Source organism: Psychrobacter sp. PSi21 (genome assembly GCF_054960615.1).
On record NZ_JBHNYR010000023.1, the window covers coordinates 1 to 17,954 of the forward strand.

Below are 17,954 nucleotides of genomic sequence, written 5' to 3' on the forward strand. Positions count from 1 at the left end.
TACCTTACCATGAGAAATAGTCCAAATATGTATGATAAGCCCATATAAAGAAGAAAATAAACTGATAAGAAAGACAGGAACTAAGAATATTTTAAATACCTCAAATTTAGAACTGAGGAAAACAATGAGTAAGTATGTAATAGGAGTTAGTAGTATTAAGTAATCCATAGGAATTAATCTTTAGTTTGATTGTATTTATTTGACTATTGTTAATAGTTACTGTCTAAAAATTAGGGTATGATCAAATAATTTATTGGGTATATCAAAGCGCTGGTAACCAATAAAAGTTATATGAAGCATTATCATCTTCATTAGTGTTTTCTAATGCATTCGTAAAGCCAGTGTTTATATCATAGTCTAAGTCCACACGACCCATATCTAAATCATAGGCTAAGAATAAAGCCGTCGCTTCCTTCTGCTGAGCACTCAAACCATCAAATGGCCAGTACGTAAAGTCTTTAATAGGAGTTTCAGGCGGCAACAGTAGGTCGAACCAGTTATCAAGGGATGCTGCGTATTTACAGTATTTGATGGTTTCAAAATTCTCATTGATAAACAGTGTCATAAATTGTGGTAAGTAGTAATAGAGCCTATCTTTAGAGATTTCTAATAAACCAGATAGGCTGTATTGCTCTATATACCATGCTGGTATTTCTTGCCATGTTCTGAAAGGCTCACGAAATGTGCCATCAATCATATTGTCTTCAATAAAGTTCAGTTTTTCATAAAATTTATCATGACTAGCAAACTTCAATCCATTTTTTAGTTTTCTCAAACTATTTTCATTCAGTGGGCAGTGTGCCCACTCTTTGAAGTCAGCTTCTAGTAGCGTTTCTGAGCTTATTGGATTTTGACAATCAAAGGCATCATTAATCAGCTCTTGTAATATGATTTTGGTTATCATTGTTTTAGTTCCTATATTATCATAGTAGTGCCATTTGAGACATTTGTCCTATCGCTCTGGTTTTTTAGTTTATGGCTGCTGCTGTGGGCATGAATAACGGTGTTTGAAGTATGGTCGATTGACGATACCTCTATAGTAGATCTCTTACAAAAGTATCAATTTACTGAACTTTATCAACGAAGCGGTAGGGGCTAGCGACGACTTATGTAATAGGTCTAATGCATATAAATCAACAAAAACTAAAATTTTTTAACTAGGGATGTTTATTAAAAGTGAGATACTGATTTCGTAGATTCTATCAAGATGAAATCTTACTAAATAGGCAAATAATAACAAGGCTCCAAATAAATGTAAAATATATCATATTTCTTATAGTGACCTGTCTTACGAAAACTAGAATGGAAAAACCAATCCAAGAAAAATTTACGAAAGGAATCACATCCTTAATATCAGGTTTTGTAAAGATGAGAGCAATGGCAACTGCTAAAAGGAATAAAGAGTATAAATAGAAACTGTATTTATTCATCATTTTGTCGCTCCACATATTTTAAATAATAGCATTTTTCGGTTAAGCTGTGATAATCCAATGGCTACACTAACACCGATTAGAAGATCAACAGTAAAAGCGCCTTTAAAAAATATTCCATAAAAAATTGGCATTGCAAATGCAAATGCAAAAGCTACGCCTGCTAATATTTCCCCATAAAGCCTGCCTCCAATCATATATACCCCAGTGCTGCTATTCGAATCAATGACGATCTTGGACCAAACCATCTTTTATAGCTCAAGGCTTTCTATTGTGTAGTGACCTCAAGGCCTGTATCCTCGCTCATCATTTAAGCTATGACTTGGATCTCTTGATAGGTTATAGGCGGCGAGCTTTTCTCTATCGTTATTTACTTCAACCTTGGTATGCAGTATTTTATCGATATACGTGACCACGCCACCTATTTTTACAGTAAGCGGCAATCCATAGCGATATTCAGGGGTTAGGTTGGTGGAGAAGGTACCATAGGGTAAGAAAGGATACTGAACGATACCTGCTTGCTTATTGAACAATAATCTTTTAGGCTTACTCTTATGTATGATCTCATTAAGAAAAATCATTCACATGAAACTGTAAAGCTAAACCTAAATCACTTATCATACATATTGTTTTTTGATCTAAGTTTAATAAGTCGTATTGGTTAAAATTTTGGTCATAAATAATCATTAAGCAAGACCATTCTTCGAAATAAGTCTTTATCTCTTTAAGGATATAAAATCTTTCGAGGTAGTGAGAAATATCATCTAAATGTTTTGATTTATTATCTTCAGAACAAGGGGGTAGGTTTATATTTAGTCTATAGCTAGAGCAAATATATCTATCTTTTATTCTTGTTTGGCGTATACTTTTAAATATTGATATAAACTCAGAGCCAAAACGTTCAACTATTATATTGAAGTTTTCACATTTTAAATAAATATTGATTTCAATAAATTTTAACATGGTTAATAAGCCTCCCATTTTTGTACAGGGTCTTTCCATCTTTCGTAGCTAGGTATATATTTTGCTCCAGGCTTATTGTAACTACCAGCTGAAGAGGTAAAAACGATAGCTTCATCTTTATATGCACATATATCAAAGTGACTGTTTGGAATCAAACCATATTTCATTAAATGATTCTAATGTATATTAAGATATGGATCCTTACACAGCAAAGGTTCTATCCAATATTTAGCCACAACGTTTAGCATATTTTAATACATTTTACGCTAACCAGTAGAGAAGTTGTTCATTTATGAGAAATTACGGATCTAGTATTTCTGAGCGGCGCGGCTAAGCATTTTTGTCGTACTGATACCATCAGCTTCTTTTTCGGGCGTATTAGGATTGTCAAACAGTTGCTCAGGGACGGACAGCCAAGCACAGCTTGACTCTTGCGCTCGGACAAGGGTCTCCCAGACCCTTGCTGTATCCTCGCTCATCATTTAAGCTATAGCTTGGCCCTCTTGAGAGGTTATATGCGGTGAGCTTTTCTCTATGACTAGTAAGTTAATAAAATAATCCACTATGCTAGAATATATTGTCCCTATATTGAAATATAATATTTTTTAAAGTATTTTCTTTATTTCTAATATAAATAAGTATTTTTTAACAATGGATGTATTTTTATTGGCTTATTGATTTGATAAAGTATATCAAAAAATATCTAATATCATTAGAGATGTGGAAATTGCTGTAGTAAATTTTACCAATTATAATTTGAATAGTATTGCAAACATATTGACTACAATCAAAAATCCAATTAACTTCTGGTAGGGTCTATGTCTGATTTCAGTTATATCTTTCTTTGCAAGCACATGAGTATAAGCAAAAAAGTTAACCAGAATGTAGCTAAAAAATAATTTAGCATTCTGTATCTCTCAACTCGCACATTTTTAATGGGTAACTGAAAAATTAAAATTTCAGTTGCATGTAATAGAGTGATAAAAATAAACTGTGTCAATCACTTGTTAAAGTACTGCAATTGGCAGGCCAGAATAAAGCTCCAAGCAATGTGCTGAGCGCACCAAGTTGCCCTATAGTTAAAATGGTTCTAGCAAGAAAATTCATTGTTAGTGCAGCCATAGAGCCTATTGCTGTAAAAGCCGCTCCAGTTGCTAAGCCTTCCAAGAAACATCTAGGCTTTATTCCATTTACCATAGCATCAATTAAACCAACAAGAAAAACCATAGTGAATGCTAAGGCTAGCAATAATATAACCATTGGTAAGACTGTTGCCGCCGCATCGACTGCTAAATATAGTAAAGCAGATGCGACCAATTGTAGTGGTCAACTAATTTTAGACACCTGATAAGAGGTTTTGATTAAAGTAGCGCTTCTCTTTTTCTACTGGCGGTAAATAATTATTAAAGCTGTGCGGTCTCACGGTTTGATAATAGCCCCAGATGTAATCACAGATATCTTGCTTAGCCTCAGTGATATTCTCGTAGCCTCCTTTGGGCATCCACTCTGTCTTAAAGCTTCTAAAGAAGCGTTCAGTGGGGGCGTTGTCCCAGCAATTGCCTTTTCGGCTCATACTTTGTTTCATTCGTGTACACTTCGCTACTGACTGGGCGAACTGCTTACTGGTGTAATGCGTGCCTTGATCAGAATGAAACAGCACCCCACTTGGTTTAAGTCTCGTCTGATACGCCATCTGTAGTGCTGAGGCAGTCAAAAAGCTATCAGGAGAGTCTGAGATGCTAAAGCCCACCACGCACCGTGCAAACAAGTCTATCACCACTGCTAGATAGCACCAGCCCCCTTTGATGCGAACATAAGTCACATCGCCCGTCCAGATTTGATTAGGAGCGGCTGGTCTAAAGCTACGGTCTAAGAGATTGTCATAGGCTTTATGTTCTTCATCAGCATGTTTGTATTTGTGACTCTTGATCTGGCAACTGACTAAGCCCATTTGGCTCATAAGCTTAGACGCTAAATAACGCGTCAGCGTTATTTCGTGCTTATTGGCTAAAATGGCAACCACAGTGCGAGCGCCAGCCGACTGCTTTGAGTCATTGAATATCTGACGTATTAAGGTTTTTAACCTAATGCGTTCTATATCAATCGGCTTAGTCTGTATGCCATAGTAGTAACTACATCGAATAAGTTGCATAGCTTACTTATGCTCAGTCGTTTATCTTGCTCTACTAGTGTTTTAATTAACGATAGACGTTCAGGTTGTCCGATGCTAGCAGAGCTGAAGCCTTTTTTAATATGTCTTTCTCCATTTTAAGCTGTCTAATTTCTCTTTCAAGCTCCTGAATCCGACGCTGTTCATCGGTCATTGCTAGGCCTTCAGTTGGGACAATGCCTTGTTTCTCTTTTTTATATTTGCGTACCCAGTTGTCTAAGGTGGAGACTCCTATGCCTAGCGACTGGGCAACCTCAGAAACTTTGCGATTATGCTCAATCACTAAACTGACGGCTTCTAATTTAAATTCTCGGGTATATTCGCGGCGTTTGGTTGTCATACTAATTGTCCTCTTTAGGGTAGTATAACCTCTTATGCGCTGTCCAATTTTATTATGCCACTACATACCATTATCATGTCATGAGGTGGCATCAGTGGAGGAACAATATGAATAGTAGTGAGGAAGTACTGTGGATGCTTTTAACCATACTTAGTCTACCAGTAGATATAGGTGTTTCTTATATATGTAAAGATGTGCCTATAAATAAACATTCAGATAATATGGAGCATTGTCTTGTTAAATTTACTAGTACTTTGAATGTTTATGAATATTCATGGGTAGACGAGTTTGATTTTTTATATGACTCAGTAAAACTTGAGTATTCGAATGTACAGTTGTCTTTTTCTGAATCCTTGAATAATTTAAGGGAAGAAGATATGAACCTTATCGGATATTATAGCGGTAAAAACTGGACATGCGTTAGAGACAGTGGTAGAAAAATTCTAAGGTTAAGTGGCTTGCCTCTTTATGAGCCCATAACTGCTATAGAATATTGCAGTCTATTGGAGTTTGTTTATGATAATGATGAAAATTTGATTGCGTTCAACTAATTTCTTTATTTTCGTAATTTTTTCTTACTTTATATAAATACTGTAATAGCATGAGACAAAAGCTTTTATTTTCTACGATATTTTATGACATAGTCAATCCACAATAAAAATAGAACAACTTACAAACCCAAGAGCAATGTACTGGACGATTTACGCAGATGGACTCATGGCAAGGTAGAGCTAGTAATCCAACTACATTGGATAAGTATCTGTATGCGAATGTTAACCCTACTTATTATACTGATCCAAGTGGGCATATGAGTTTGGGTGGTATGATGGCAGGGTTACATAGCTCATCAAACTTAACCAGTACAGTTATAAGAGTCGCTTATACTGCCGGTAAAGCTCAAACTTTTCTAGGTTGTTTTCTCGTTGGCTTAGAGCTCAGAACAGCTTTGAATCAGAACTTTTCAGGGGCAAGTAATTTTGAGAATAGACGCGCATATAGTCAATCAAGAAGTAATTTAATAGGAAACGATATCAACATTGATAGAGCTATTGAAAGCTTGATGAGTAAATCAGGGATTTTATTACATGATTCATGGGGTAAATACTTGGGCAAAAATGCTAAAAAACTTGATAGATACGTAATTTATTTGCCCAGCTCAATGGGTCCATACTTTGAATTTAAAATCAAGAAAGTTGGAAGTATAGATATAAAAGTAGTAAATGATTCTTCAGGTACTGGAAGAGTTACTGGTATAGGAGTTGGTTTTAAGAATAAAGGGAAGGCTAAGCAGATATGGAGAATGGATCATCACGAACCTCATATTGGACACAACCCTCATGGAGACTACTCCTACTTTATAGACTCCCCATTTAACTATCATGTCAGCAAGAGTCCAAGATAATGCACACTGATTTATTGCAAGTATTTTATATATTTTCTCTTTCAGAAAAAGAATTTGAAGAATACGTATCCTCTATGGATGCAGGTCTAGAAAAAATATTCTCTGAAAAAGATGGTAGAGAATATTTTTCTAGCATGGAGGCATTGTTGGCATTATTTCTACATATTTACAATAAGCTATTTTACGACTATGATCATTTAGAAGTTTTTATTGTGGATCTAATTAACGATATCTTCTATTTGATAGAAAATATTTTAGAATACAATCTATTTTTTACGAGGAGTATATTTAAAGAATCTGCAAAGATCGTTTTAAGTAGTTTAAATGCTAATCATTTCTCTTCAGAAATTAGTTTTACGGATCTACTAGATAAATATGGGTTTACTATTATCTACTCAAGTTATGTGGATAAAATGAATGATTGTAAGGATTTCTATCCTTTTGATTTATTAAAGTCGAATTACAAGATGGGTTGTAGTGCACTCATAAACCAAGAAGAAAAAAAGTATTATGGAGGGTTTTCTGAAGAAATTTCAGATATTGTAGAGCGTATATTTGATTTTTTTATTCTTTCTTTAGCCGAATGCGATGAGAGCAACTACGCGGAAAAATTAAATATATGCGAGTTTTTTAAGAAAAAAATAGACGAAATAGATAAAAATTTTGAGAAATTGAATAATTACTATTTAATATCATATAAAAGTGCTTTAGAAATCCATAGTCTTTTTTCTATTATTGCATGCACCTCTGGAATTAAAGAGAATGACTGCTTTGATCTGATTTCTGATTGGTACGATAGAATTTAATATGAGCCCATATCTAAATTTAAGATATACTTCTATACCAATGATATTTAAATAAATATTTATTAAAGTTTTTTTCTCGTTCTATATTAATCATGTAGCTACAGTCAATGCCTACCATCTCTGCCAACCTTTCTTGAAGCATTCCTTTCTTTTCACGCATTTCACAGAGAAGCTTTCCAAAGGCAATTACACGTTTATCTGTCGTCATTCCGTTAACCACTTCTAAAGATACCACAGAATATATTTGGTTTTAAACGGCAAACATGAGAACTCAACATAACAGAAACTAATAATCTTATTTTCGAGAAATTTTAGCTAAGACAAGACGATAAACGAGATACTTTTATATATACTTGCAGAAAGATAGGGCAAAATTTTGGCCTTGAACCTCGAGATATAAGTATCGTTAGTGATACTTTTCGATAGCATACATAGGATTCAGTACTCCAATCATCTTTAGACGTTTAGTTGTTTACAAGCTTGATTCGACTACCTTGTTTTATACTTCTGGACTATCTCTCTTAGGCAGCGCAAGCATATTATTTTGTAATGGATATATGTTAAAAACAGCCACAGCTTCAATATCAATACTAAGCAAGCATTTAATACCGCATATTATTAATTCTGGTTTTGATTCTTATTCACAGTGGTCTTGCACTGCTTACTCATCGTGTCACGCTCTGTGTTCAATAGGTTTGCAAAATCAACTTGGCGTAAGTAATTTTTACCACCATCAAACAACTCGACCCATATATCACTCTTATATTCTTTACTGAGCGTCCGTAACTTTGGCTCCATAGCCCCTGGCTTTCTAAGGGACAAAATAGAAATAGACCTAATAAAGTCAAGATAAATCAAATCTATAATAGCTTGCTCAAATTCAACCTTACTACTTTTTTTAGGTTGACTGTAGCTATGGAATAACGTGTTATCAGCACATCATATTGTTGATGTCAAAGAGAGGATTAAAGTAACATCCTATTTCTTAAGGGCTGTTAAAGATAGAATAATAAACCTTTACAAATGAAGGCTTAAAGAATAATTTCAAAGAAAAAAACCCCAAACAATCTAATGTTTGGGGCGAAACTTGTATAAACGTAACGTTTAAATTCGTTTTAAATATGGCGCAGCGGACGGGACTCGAACCCGCGACCCCCGGCGTGACAGGCCGGTATTCTAACCAACTGAACTACCGCTGCTTAAGTCGTCTAGCTTTTTTACCACAAGCTAATAAGTGGTGGGTGATGACGGATTCGAACCGCCGACATTCTGCGTGTAAGGCAGACGCTCTACCAACTGAGCTAATCACCCTGAGCGAGGATATAGCGAAGCACTGCTTCGTCCGAGCGCAAGAGAATTTACATTGTCGTAAATTCTAAAAACTCGATAACTATATGTATCGCGAAAATTCCTTACTTAAAGGGAATTTTCTGGAATCTTCAAAGTAGTTATACTTTTTAATTCCTAAGTTGACATCAGCTGTCACACTCGATGTTAACTTAATCAGCTGGGCTTATCTAAGTAAGTCCCCTTGCTGTGGATGTGTATTATATAGATTTGCTTACCCCTGTCAAACACTTTTTTCATGTTTTTTTAAATTAATTCAAAACAGCAGTATTATCAGTCAGATAGCGACTTTGTTAATGCTCGACAGTCAGCTATTGTATGTGTGCCAAAATTATCTATACTGAAAGCTTTCGCATAACAGACGATAAAGGGGATCATTATAGATACGTTGGCTCATGAGCAGTATATGACATCATGGTCTTGGGGTGACTTTGCGGGCTTGGGTCTGATACTGCACATTACGATGATGATCATCCTAACGCTGCGTATCGTGTCGGTACAGCGCAATATTGGTGTGGCGATTGCGTGGATTGCGGTATTGTATACGCTACCACTAGTAGGTCTGATCGCCTATGTGCTCGTTGGTGAGCCGACGATTGGTCGTCGCTATCGTCAGCGTATGGACGAAGCCAAGCTGCTGATGAATAATATGGCGGCGCGTGAGCGTTTGGTATTTGATCAAGGTGAGGAGCTGCTGACAGAAGAGTATCGCGGCGTCAGTCGTTTGGGTACGCGCTGGACGGGGTTTGGAGTGTTTCCCGATCATCAAATGCAGTTATTGACCTCAACGCAGACAATATTTGATCGTTTGACCGCCGATATTAACAACGCTAAAAGTCGGATTTTGATGGAGTTTTACATCATTTACCCTAAAGGCCGCGTGCTGGATGTGATTAAAGCGCTATTGGCAGCGCGCAAACGCGGGGTTGAGTGTCATATTCTGATCGATAGTGTGGGCGGGTTTAACTTTATAAACAGTGCTGAGCACAAACAGCTGGAACAGGTTGGGGTATTTGTGCACCAGTCGTTACCTGTGGGTTTGTTTAAGACCTTATTTAAGCGCTCAGATCTGCGCAATCATCGCAAAATCGTGGTGATTGATGAGTATATTGGCTATACCGGCAGCTTTAATCTGGTCGATCCAAAGTTTTTTAAACAAGAAAAGAACGTAGGCCAGTGGATTGATGTGATGATGCGCAGTGTCAGCCAGCAGCCGCTCAGTATTGCAACGGCGATGGCAAAAGTGGTGGTCACAGACATTGGGGCTGAGAGTAATGACAATCTAAACGCACTCAATCATCGAGTCAATAACTACACCCGTAAGCTGTATCTGTCACGCCCGACCATCAATGATATGAACAGCCGCGTACAGCTACTGGCTGATGCTATTGATCCGAGCTTGCCTACTGATAAGGCGGTCGCCCCCGTGCTTGTGCCTGTAATGCCTGCGGTCAATGATGTGGTGGCGCAGCTGATACCTTCTGCACCGCAAGTGACCGCGCATGTGATTTATAACACGTTGGTGACGATTATTCACCGTGCTAACCATCGTATTCAGATGACAACGCCGTACTTTGTGCCAGATGAGGCACTATCTGGCGCGCTGTGTACCGCTGCCAAACGTGGGGTGGAGGTGACGCTGATCGTGCCTGAAAAGGTGGATTCGTTTTTGGTACAACATGCGTCCCAAGCCTACTATCAAGAGCTGCTAGAAGCGGGAGTAAATATTGCGCTCTTTAAAGGCGGATTGCTGCATGCCAAAACGGTGGTAATTGATGATGATTATGCGTTATTTGGTACGGTTAACATTGATATGCGCAGTTTTTACTTGAATATGGAGGTGAGCTTGGCCATTTATACCCCTGAGATGGTGGCGCAGATTGCCGAATGCCAAGAGTCGTATTTGCAAAGCTGCGTCTTTTTGACGCTTGATGAATGGCAATATCGTCCAAGCTCACAGCGTTTGCTGGATAATGCGATTCGTTTGTTTAGTCCATTATTGTAGTGTCGCTTTTAGATTTTTATGAAGATGAATACACGCCCTAGGCTAAGCTCTGCCTATATAGTCTAAAAAGCCAATACAAAGGCCTGTTTATATTGGCGCGCTGAGTGATGTATGCTTGAGGTATGATAGTCAGGCGCTATCATTGTTCACAAATAACTGCTTATAAAATAAAAAGGATACGAATCCATCATGTCTGAGGTGTCTACTGCAAAAACTCCGCTAGATTATATCGCTGATGGCTACTGGCAGGATTTTGTCGCCAAGCTTCCAGTGGCAGGCGGCATTGCTTATGAGGCGCAGGTGCATGCTTGCCAGCTCGATATGTCGCTTGTCAGTTTGCAGCGTCTGGATACTTTGTTGTCGCAGGTTCGTCGTGAGCTGAGTAAAGCAGAGCAACTGGACGAGGCGCGGCTGTTGACGCAAGATCCATATCGTAACTTGCTGCTGTTTTTAGCGTTTTATGCGGGGCGAGTGTTGGCAGTACAGTGGCAACATGCGCCGCACTGGTATGGTCAGTTTGAGCTGCGCAGTCGCTATCCGCAATTGCCGCTGGTTAGCGATGATTTTTATCAGCATATGGCGGTGGTATATAAAGTGGCTGGAATCGAAACTGCTGATAATGTGTTCTTCGCGTTAGAGCCGATTGGTCTGCGATTGTTTGGCAATATTGATCGCCAGTTTGAAGCAGTGCAAGGTGGGTCAGTGGCGGGGGGACTGTATCAAGCGGTCATTGCGCGCTTGCCTGCCGAGTCCAAGATACTTGCGGCTGGCTCGGATTCAGTGGCTATTAACACGGCCAAAGTACCTCAAATGCCTGTGCCAAAAACTGATACGACAGCGGCTTCTATGCAGCCTGCGCCTCAAGCCTCGACCAGCACAACCAATACTCCGACAACACCAGCGGTCGATAATCAGGCCGCCTTATCAAATGTATCTGTTCAAAATATCCATTCAACGGCCCCAACGATGTTAACTAAGCCAGCTGAGTCAACACATTCAGCTGCGCTGTCGATGCCCTCCGCATCATCTACTGTTAAGGCCGATTCACCCACGCCTGAGCCATATACTCAGCTACTTAATGATTTGAACACTATTGAGGTTGGGCAAAGTACGGGCGTACAGGACTATCCAAAAGCGGTAAAAGTACTCGATCAATTTGAACAGCATATTGCCAAGCAAGACAAACCTCGGGCGCAAGTGGCATTTTCTGCGGCGCATCAAGCCGCGCGTAAGCAGGCACTCGTGCAACTGCAACGCGCCGCTGATGCGGGCCACACTGGTGCGATGCTGCGTTTGGCGATGTATGAGCTGCTGGCTGAGGGCTTAAGTGAGGATAAGGGTGCAGCTAGTAGTGCTGGCGTGGCACATGTGAAAACTGCTGCGGACAAGCAAGACCCACGCGCCCAGCGTTTTTTAAGCCGTTTATATTATCAAGGTCTTGGTGTCACTCAGGATGTCAATCAAGGTCGATATTGGTTGGAGCAAGCGGCAAAAAATGGTCATGCTGAAGCGGCGACGCTGGTGGCTCAGTGGCAGCAAGCGGAGTCACTGATGGCGACCAAACGGCAAGAGCAGTCGAGTGTGAAGCGTTATCAATTATTGATCGGCTTTGTGGTTGTCATGGCGCTACTGCTGCTTATTTTTGTGTGATCCGTTTTTATGGGTTCGGTTTAATTTTATCGATAGGTAGTCGTTATTATGATGACACGCCCTAGGCGCATGACTCACCTCAGTAGGGTTTTGTGCGTAATTGCGGTACACTGAGCGCGTTTTTTTGGGGCTATTTATCAAAATAGCCTATGAAATAACGTGTGTCTGTTTTTTTATCTTTCACTATTATGTTGGGCGCTGTCATGCCATCTTCTTCTATACCGCCATCACTCAAGCATCCTGTCAGTACGCCGCCTTGGTATTATCGTCTGGTTATTCGCAGCTTAAAACCGATTTATCGGCTGCAAGTGTGGCGGCGCTCTCGTGAGCGTGATAACTATCAGCAAGAGGTGGCGCAGCGCTTTGGTAAGCAGTATCCGCCAGTACCCCAGCATGACGCGCAGCACCCTATGATTTGGTGCCATGCGGTGTCTTTGGGCGAGACCAATACCGTCGCGCCGCTACTGGATCGTTTATTGGCGGCAGGATATCGCGTGTGGCTGACCAATACCACACAAACGGGCTATGCGCGCGGTTCCAGTCGTTTTGCCGATGATATTGCTGCGGGTCGTATGGGGCACAGCTATGTGCCAGTAGATGCACCTGAGGTGATCAACACCTTTTTGGATCATGTGCAGCCTGTGGCAGCGTTGTTTGTCGAGACTGAACTGTGGGCCAATAGCTTGGCAATACTGCACCAGCGGCAGATCCCTAGTATTTTGGTCAATGGGCGACTGTCGTCAGCGTCTTTTGCGCGCTATCAAAAAATCGGTGCGGTCAGTCGCAGTATGATGCAAAATCTGACGTGTATCCTTGCCCAAGATGACGACTCGGCCACCCGCTTTAAGCAGTTGGGCGCAACCAATGAGCAAGTGTGTGTCGCAGGCTCGCTTAAATGGGTGATCAATACTCCTAAAGCGGTATCTGTGGTTGATGATCAGTCCAGTCAAAATCCATTACCAACCCAAGCTGATAGTGACAAAAATAAAACCCTTGCAGACCATCGCCCGATATGGGTGGCTGCCAGCACGCATGAAGGCGAAGAAACCGCTGCACTGGCATTGCAGCAGCAGTTGTTGGCTACCCCCGAGCTGAGCAACACGCAACTGATTATCGTGCCGCGACATCCTGAGCGCTTTGATGAAGTGGCTATGCTGATACAAGATTCGGGCTTGTCTATGGCGCGGCGCAGCACAGGTGATGACTTCGATGCCCAAAATGGCGCACAGTCTCAAGTTTATCTGGCCGATACCATGGGTGAGCTGATGCACTGGTATGCCAAAGCGGATGTGGCATTGGTCGGTGGGTCTCTGGTCGATATTGGCGGGCACAATCCTGTTGAGCCTGCCAGCGTCGCCACGCCCATACTCATGGGGCACTATACTCAATCCTGCCAAAGTGTCGTGGACGCGCTGGCAGGGGTTGGCGCGTTATTTCAACCGCACAATACTTTTTATCGTGCGCAAGCTGTTGATGAAATGGACAATCACGCGTCCGTCTTGTTAGAAGATGGCAGCGATCATAGCGAAGATCATGCCTTACTCTATGTGCAGCTGCATTTTTGGCTCAGTCACCCATGTCTTGCTGCTAAGGCGGGGCAGGCAGGCGCTGACTTAACCAAGCAGCAGCAATCGGTGCTGACAGACCAGATGGCCTTAATAACAGAGATTATTGAGCATAGCGTGGGACATAAAATAACGCGCTGATGCCATGTTGATTGCTGCTGCTTTATCTGTATCACGTACTATAATTTCTATACACCCCAATTGTGACTTTACTTTATGAACTGTATTTTGCTACCTGCCGCGCATTTTTCTTCCAGACAGACAGGTACAACCGCTTATATCAATAACCCTGAACACCTAGCACACATACAAAAAATACTGCGACTACAAGTGGGCGATCAGCTAAAAATCGGCCAATTTGGTGGGCAGCTGGGTACAGGCGTGATTGAAAACATCACCCCTGAGCGTATTGAGCTTAGTGCAGTGCAACTCACAAGTGCACCGCCGCCCAAGCTTGATGTGACCGTGATTTTGGCATTGCCGCGTCCCAAGGTGCTACGCCGCTTGATTATGGATATGACCGCGCTGGGTGTGCGCGATATTATTTTGATTAATAGCTATCGCACCGAAAAGAGCTATTGGCAAAGTCCGCTACTGCGCCGTTTGGATGAGTTTGTGACCGAAGGCTTGCAGCAAGGCGTAGATACCATCGCCCCGCGCATCACCCTGCAAAAGCGCTTTAAACCGTTTATCGAAGATGAGCTGGCAAGCTGGATCAAACGTCATGCCATCGTTGCCCATCCTTATGACGCACCGTCTTTCTCTGAGTATTTGCAGCAATCAAGCGCTGACTCACTGCCCGATGTGCTGTGTATTGGCGCTGAGGGCGGCTGGATAGACTATGAGATTGCGCTGTTTGCCCAGCATGGTTGTCAAGCGGTCAGCATGGGGCAGCGTGTGCTGCGTACAGAAGCAGCTGTCAATGTCTTGCTTGGCAGGTGGTTGCTGCAGAATCCTGAATAATGACAGATGCAAAGATAACCATTTATACCAGTGGATGGTAAATCGATAAATGTATTGATAACTACTATCATTTCTATTAGTATGTGGCTTCTGGTTTTCAGCCTTGTCACGGCTGTGTAACCACCACTATCTACTGCTGTTTTATTTACGTGCCTCACTACTTTGGAGAATATCATGTCATCGAATGCGGTTGCCGCCTTTTTACCGTCTCGCACCCCAGCCAAGCTCACTTTATCGGTTGCCATTTTTGGCGCGATGCTTGGCCTTGCAGGTTGTAACGATGCATCAACGCCAGCTGAGAGCACTGATAGTGCTGCTGATACCAGCACTGAGCAAGGCGTAGCAACCACCGCCGACGGGACTGCTGCGGGTCAATCCGTGACCATTTATTCCTCACGTAATGAGCAGTTAATCAAGCCACTATTGGACAAATATACTGAAAAAACAGGCGTGAATATTGAGCTGGTCACTGATAAAAGCGGCCCTTTAATGGCACGCTTGCAAGCAGAAGGCAAAAACACGCCAGCGGATATGATCTTGACGGTCGATGCGGGCAACTTGTGGCAAGCTGGGCAGCAAGGCCTACTTCAGCCGGTCGCGTCAACCGTGCTTGAAAGCAACGTACCTGCCAAATACCGTGACCCTAAAGGCTTGTGGACGGGTCTGTCACTACGTGCGCGGACGATCTTTTATGACCCAAGCAAGGTTAATGCCGATCAGTTGTCCACTTACGCCGATTTGGCCGATCCAAAATGGAAAGGCAAACTGTGCTTACGTACGTCAAAGAAAGTCTATAACCAGTCTTTGGTTGCCAGCATGATTGAGCATTTGGGCGCTGAAAAAACCGAGGCCATCATTCGCGGCTGGGTAGACAACCTAGCGACGGATGTGTTTAGCGATGATACCAGCATGTTAGAGGCGATCGCTGCAGGTCAGTGTGAAGTGGGTATCGCCAACAGCTATTATTATGGTCGTATCCTTGATGAAAAGCCTGATTTCCCAGTGAAAATTTTCTGGGCCAACCAAGACACCACAGGCACGCACGTGAACATTTCAGGTGCAGGCGTGACAGCAAGCTCGGACAATCCAGATGGCGCGCTCAAGCTGATGGAATGGTTATCCTCCGATGAGGCACAAGGCATCTATGCCAGCTCTGACAAAGAATATCCTGTAAAAGAGGGCGTTGATGAGTCAGATATGCTCAGATCATGGGGCACGTTTAAGCCTGATGATATCAATGTACAAAAATTTGGCGCACTGCAAACCCAAGCGATTCAAATGATGGATAAAGCGGGCTACAAATAAGCTTTTGATAAAACAGATAAGATAACGTACATGGGCGGTTTTATGCATGATAAAATCGCCCAAATTTTTAATAGCCCCATTTTTGATAGCCTCATTTCTAATAGTCCCAAGCGATTTAATGCGTCTGACACGGTAATATGATTATGGAGACACTGCCAAAAGCGTCCGCTGGCGATGAGATAATATATAAGCGCGGTCAGCAACACTCGTCTACCAGTCGCGACCGTACGGTCAGTACGCGCGTTTTTTCCAAATCAGTCCTCGGGCTGATTTCGTTGTTTATGCTGATTCCAATTGTCATTGTGCTGATGTCATGGACGCAGCCTGTGGCAGACATCTGGACACACATGACCGACTATGTGCTGCCACAAGTGCTCAAAAATACGGCTATTTTGCTGATGATGGTAACGGTCATTGCTGGCAGTATTGGTACGTCGTTGGCATGGGTGACGAGTATGTACCGCTTCCCCGGTCAGCGCTTTTTTGCGTGGGCGTTGATGTTGCCGCTTGCCATACCTGCCTATGTACTGGCATTTGTGACAGTCGGTATTGTCGATTTTAGTGGGCCACTGCAGACAGGACTGCGTGAGCTGGGTATCAATGCGGCGATTCCGTCGGTGCGCAATGTATGGGGTGCGGGGCTGATTTTGTCATTTGCCTTTTATCCTTATGTGTATTTGCTGGCGCGGCAGGCATTTTTATCGCAAGGGCGGCGCACCATCGAAGCAGGCCAAATGCTGGGGTTGGGACGCGGGAAGGTGTTTTTTCGGTTGGCGCTACCACAAGCGATGCCATGGATACTGGGCGGCTTACTGCTGGCAAGTATGGAAACGTTGTCCGATTTTGGCGCGGTATCGGTGTTTAATGTCGATACCTTTACCACCGCTATTTATAAAGCATGGTTTGGCTTTTTTAGCTTAACGACAGCCGCGCAATTGGCGGCGCTGTTGATCGGTGTGGTATTTATCGTGGTGCTGTTTGAGCAGTATTGGCAAGCCAAGCGCGGCAAAGCGATGAGCCAAGGCAATAATCGCCGTTTGGAGGTCAGTACCCCTGCCAAGCTGGGCATGACGCTGTTGTGTAGTGTGGTGTTTTTACTGGCGTTTTTGATTCCTTTTTTGCAGCTGGTCTATTGGACAGCAATGAATTTTCGCCAAGATTTTGATGCGCGTTATATCGACTTTGTCATTAATAGCTTATTGATTGCCAGCATGACGACCGCATTTATTACGGTGTTGGCGATCATTATTGCGTGGATTAAGCGCCAATATCCAGACAAGTCAACCAATCTGATGGCGACGTTGGCCAATTTGGGCTATGTGGTGCCGGGTACGGTGCTGGCGGTGGGCGTGTTTATTCCCATTGCTTGGCTGGACAATCAACTGATCGCATTTGGCATTACCTCGCATCAGATGCTATCAGGCAGTGTGGTTGTGATGCTGCTGGCCTTGTCCACGCGGTTTATGACCGTTAGTTTTCAGCCAGTGGATCGTCAATTACAGCGCTTGACGGTCAATCAAGAAGCCGCCGCTCGGCTGCTGAGTGACAGCCCCTTTCAGCGCTGGCGGCACGTGGTACTGCCTGTGCTCAGCCCTGGGGTACTGACCGCGCTGCTGATGGGGTTTGTTGAGGTGATGAAAGAGATGCCGATTACCTTAATGACGCGCAGACAAGGCTGGGATACGCTGGCGGTGCGGGTGTTTGAGATGACCAGTGAGGGCATGTGGGGACGCGCGGCGTTGCCGAGTCTTTTGATCGTCTTGGTTGGCCTTATTCCTGTCTGGGTGCTGCTGCGCCAAAGTGACAAAACGGGGTAGCTTACCTGCCTTGCGCTATGCTGGCTACCACTGCGATGTGCTATTGTATGAGTGATTAACCGCTTTTTCGTCTGCTTTATTGATTGTCTATTGATATTATGTATTGGTACCGTCTATGTATACTGACCTTGTGAACGACCCAACCGACGCTTCAGATCCTGCGCACCCGACGACTACCAAAGCGCGCGGCG

17 protein-coding genes and 2 tRNA genes are annotated in these 17,954 nt (G+C 42.6%); 10 read left to right on the forward strand and 9 right to left on the reverse strand.

Annotated features, from left to right (window positions below; translation table 11 throughout):
* Positions 1-262: 262 nt before the first annotated feature.
* The 4 genes from ACFI32_RS13285 to ACFI32_RS13300 all read right to left on the reverse strand — a co-directional run bounded on the left by ACFI32_RS13285 (position 263) and on the right by ACFI32_RS13300 (position 2,872).
* Entirely contained in the window at positions 263-904 is a 642-nt protein-coding gene (locus tag ACFI32_RS13285; protein ID WP_462627081.1) for a DUF6714 family protein, read from the reverse strand.
* 525 nt (positions 905-1,429) lie between these two features.
* Positions 1,430-1,627 carry a hypothetical protein gene (locus ACFI32_RS13290; protein ID WP_462627082.1) on the reverse strand — a complete coding sequence of 66 codons (198 nt, stop codon included), beginning with the start codon at positions 1,625-1,627 and terminating at the stop codon, positions 1,430-1,432.
* Between the two features lie 370 nt (positions 1,628-1,997).
* Positions 1,998-2,393 (reverse strand): hypothetical protein, encoded by a 396-nt coding sequence (locus ACFI32_RS13295; protein WP_462627084.1) that lies wholly within the window; start codon positions 2,391-2,393, stop codon positions 1,998-2,000.
* 308 nt (positions 2,394-2,701) lie between these two features.
* Positions 2,702-2,872 carry a hypothetical protein gene (locus ACFI32_RS13300; protein ID WP_462627086.1) on the reverse strand — a complete coding sequence of 57 codons (171 nt, stop codon included), beginning with the start codon at positions 2,870-2,872 and terminating at the stop codon, positions 2,702-2,704.
* 542 nt (positions 2,873-3,414) lie between these two features.
* Between ACFI32_RS13300 and ACFI32_RS13305 the strand changes: the two genes are divergently transcribed.
* Positions 3,415-3,741, forward strand: coding sequence for a hypothetical protein (locus ACFI32_RS13305; protein ID WP_462627087.1), 327 nt, complete (start codon positions 3,415-3,417; stop codon positions 3,739-3,741).
* On the opposite strand, the gene ACFI32_RS13310 is transcribed toward ACFI32_RS13305, so the two are convergent.
* Together ACFI32_RS13310 and ACFI32_RS13315 are read right to left on the reverse strand one after the other, a co-directional pair.
* Positions 3,730-4,545, reverse strand: coding sequence for an IS3 family transposase (locus tag ACFI32_RS13310; RefSeq protein WP_462627088.1), 816 nt, complete (start codon positions 4,543-4,545; stop codon positions 3,730-3,732). The genes ACFI32_RS13305 and ACFI32_RS13310 overlap by 12 nt on opposite strands.
* 46 nt (positions 4,546-4,591) lie before the next feature.
* Positions 4,592-4,903, reverse strand: a complete 312-nt coding sequence (locus tag ACFI32_RS13315; protein ID WP_462627089.1) for a transposase — start codon at positions 4,901-4,903, stop codon at positions 4,592-4,594.
* Between the two features lie 107 nt (positions 4,904-5,010).
* On the opposite strand from ACFI32_RS13315, the gene ACFI32_RS13320 reads away from it, so the two are divergent.
* The 3 genes from ACFI32_RS13320 to ACFI32_RS13330 all read left to right on the forward strand — a co-directional run bounded on the left by ACFI32_RS13320 (position 5,011) and on the right by ACFI32_RS13330 (position 7,111).
* Positions 5,011-5,454, forward strand: a complete 444-nt coding sequence (locus tag ACFI32_RS13320; RefSeq protein WP_462627090.1) for a hypothetical protein — start codon at positions 5,011-5,013, stop codon at positions 5,452-5,454.
* Between the two features lie 158 nt (positions 5,455-5,612).
* Entirely contained in the window at positions 5,613-6,305 is a 693-nt protein-coding gene (locus tag ACFI32_RS13325) for a hypothetical protein (protein WP_462627091.1), read from the forward strand.
* Complete coding sequence (locus ACFI32_RS13330) at positions 6,305-7,111, forward strand: hypothetical protein (RefSeq protein WP_462627092.1); 807 nt, start codon at positions 6,305-6,307, stop codon at positions 7,109-7,111. The genes ACFI32_RS13325 and ACFI32_RS13330 overlap by 1 nt, the downstream gene beginning before the upstream one ends.
* Positions 7,112-7,130: 19 nt before the next feature.
* Here ACFI32_RS13330 and ACFI32_RS13335 read toward each other — a convergent pair whose 3' ends face one another.
* The 3 genes from ACFI32_RS13335 to ACFI32_RS13345 all read right to left on the reverse strand — a co-directional run bounded on the left by ACFI32_RS13335 (position 7,131) and on the right by ACFI32_RS13345 (position 8,422).
* The gene (locus ACFI32_RS13335) at positions 7,131-7,319 is read right to left on the reverse strand and encodes a hypothetical protein (protein WP_462627094.1); all 189 of its coding nucleotides are present in this window, start codon (positions 7,317-7,319) and stop codon (positions 7,131-7,133) included.
* Positions 7,320-8,233: 914 nt separating this feature from the next.
* Positions 8,234-8,310: transfer RNA gene (locus tag ACFI32_RS13340), tRNA-Asp, on the reverse strand.
* A gap of 36 nt (positions 8,311-8,346) precedes the next feature.
* A tRNA-Val gene (locus ACFI32_RS13345) sits at positions 8,347-8,422 on the reverse strand.
* Between the two features lie 442 nt (positions 8,423-8,864).
* Here ACFI32_RS13345 and ACFI32_RS13350 point away from each other — a divergent pair.
* The 6 genes from ACFI32_RS13350 to ACFI32_RS13375 all read left to right on the forward strand — a co-directional run bounded on the left by ACFI32_RS13350 (position 8,865) and on the right by ACFI32_RS13375 (position 17,763).
* Positions 8,865-10,463 carry a cardiolipin synthase gene (locus ACFI32_RS13350; protein WP_462627095.1) on the forward strand — a complete coding sequence of 533 codons (1,599 nt, stop codon included), beginning with the start codon at positions 8,865-8,867 and terminating at the stop codon, positions 10,461-10,463.
* Positions 10,464-10,652: 189 nt separating this feature from the next.
* On the forward strand, positions 10,653-12,113 hold the full coding sequence (locus ACFI32_RS13355) for a tetratricopeptide repeat protein (RefSeq protein ID WP_462627096.1): 1,461 nt from the start codon (positions 10,653-10,655) through the stop codon (positions 12,111-12,113).
* A gap of 203 nt (positions 12,114-12,316) precedes the next feature.
* Positions 12,317-13,819: a 3-deoxy-D-manno-octulosonic acid transferase gene (locus ACFI32_RS13360; protein ID WP_462627097.1), complete on the forward strand. Its 1,503-nt coding sequence runs from the start codon at positions 12,317-12,319 to the stop codon at positions 13,817-13,819.
* Positions 13,820-13,894: 75 nt separating this feature from the next.
* On the forward strand, positions 13,895-14,641 hold the full coding sequence (locus tag ACFI32_RS13365; RefSeq protein ID WP_462627098.1) for a 16S rRNA (uracil(1498)-N(3))-methyltransferase: 747 nt from the start codon (positions 13,895-13,897) through the stop codon (positions 14,639-14,641).
* Between the two features lie 174 nt (positions 14,642-14,815).
* Positions 14,816-15,946 carry a Fe(3+) ABC transporter substrate-binding protein gene (locus ACFI32_RS13370; RefSeq protein ID WP_462627100.1) on the forward strand — a complete coding sequence of 377 codons (1,131 nt, stop codon included), beginning with the start codon at positions 14,816-14,818 and terminating at the stop codon, positions 15,944-15,946.
* Between the two features lie 143 nt (positions 15,947-16,089).
* Complete coding sequence (locus ACFI32_RS13375; protein ID WP_462627127.1) at positions 16,090-17,763, forward strand: ABC transporter permease; 1,674 nt, start codon at positions 16,090-16,092, stop codon at positions 17,761-17,763.
* Positions 17,764-17,954: the final 191 nt, after the last annotated feature.

Bases quoted from the DNA above. Each gene is read 5' to 3' on its own strand.
- ACFI32_RS13285 (WP_462627081.1), bottom strand. From the start codon at position 904: ATGATAACCAAAATCATATTACAAGAGCTGATTAATGATGCCTTTGAT.
- ACFI32_RS13290 (WP_462627082.1), bottom strand. From the start codon at position 1,627: ATGATTGGAGGCAGGCTTTATGGGGAAATATTAGCAGGCGTAGCTTTT.
- ACFI32_RS13295 (WP_462627084.1), bottom strand. From the start codon at position 2,393: ATGTTAAAATTTATTGAAATCAATATTTATTTAAAATGTGAAAACTTC.
- ACFI32_RS13300 (WP_462627086.1), bottom strand. From the start codon at position 2,872: ATGAGCGAGGATACAGCAAGGGTCTGGGAGACCCTTGTCCGAGCGCAA.
- ACFI32_RS13310 (WP_462627088.1), bottom strand. From the start codon at position 4,545: ATGCAACTTATTCGATGTAGTTACTACTATGGCATACAGACTAAGCCG.
- ACFI32_RS13315 (WP_462627089.1), bottom strand. From the start codon at position 4,903: ATGACAACCAAACGCCGCGAATATACCCGAGAATTTAAATTAGAAGCC.
- ACFI32_RS13320 (WP_462627090.1), top strand. From the start codon at position 5,011: ATGAATAGTAGTGAGGAAGTACTGTGGATGCTTTTAACCATACTTAGT.
- ACFI32_RS13325 (WP_462627091.1), top strand. From the start codon at position 5,613: ATGGACTCATGGCAAGGTAGAGCTAGTAATCCAACTACATTGGATAAG.
- ACFI32_RS13330 (WP_462627092.1), top strand. From the start codon at position 6,305: ATGCACACTGATTTATTGCAAGTATTTTATATATTTTCTCTTTCAGAA.
- ACFI32_RS13335 (WP_462627094.1), bottom strand. From the start codon at position 7,319: ATGACGACAGATAAACGTGTAATTGCCTTTGGAAAGCTTCTCTGTGAA.
- ACFI32_RS13350 (WP_462627095.1), top strand. From the start codon at position 8,865: ATGACATCATGGTCTTGGGGTGACTTTGCGGGCTTGGGTCTGATACTG.
- ACFI32_RS13355 (WP_462627096.1), top strand. From the start codon at position 10,653: ATGTCTGAGGTGTCTACTGCAAAAACTCCGCTAGATTATATCGCTGAT.
- ACFI32_RS13360 (WP_462627097.1), top strand. From the start codon at position 12,317: ATGCCATCTTCTTCTATACCGCCATCACTCAAGCATCCTGTCAGTACG.
- ACFI32_RS13365 (WP_462627098.1), top strand. From the start codon at position 13,895: ATGAACTGTATTTTGCTACCTGCCGCGCATTTTTCTTCCAGACAGACA.
- ACFI32_RS13370 (WP_462627100.1), top strand. From the start codon at position 14,816: ATGTCATCGAATGCGGTTGCCGCCTTTTTACCGTCTCGCACCCCAGCC.
- ACFI32_RS13375 (WP_462627127.1), top strand. From the start codon at position 16,090: ATGGAGACACTGCCAAAAGCGTCCGCTGGCGATGAGATAATATATAAG.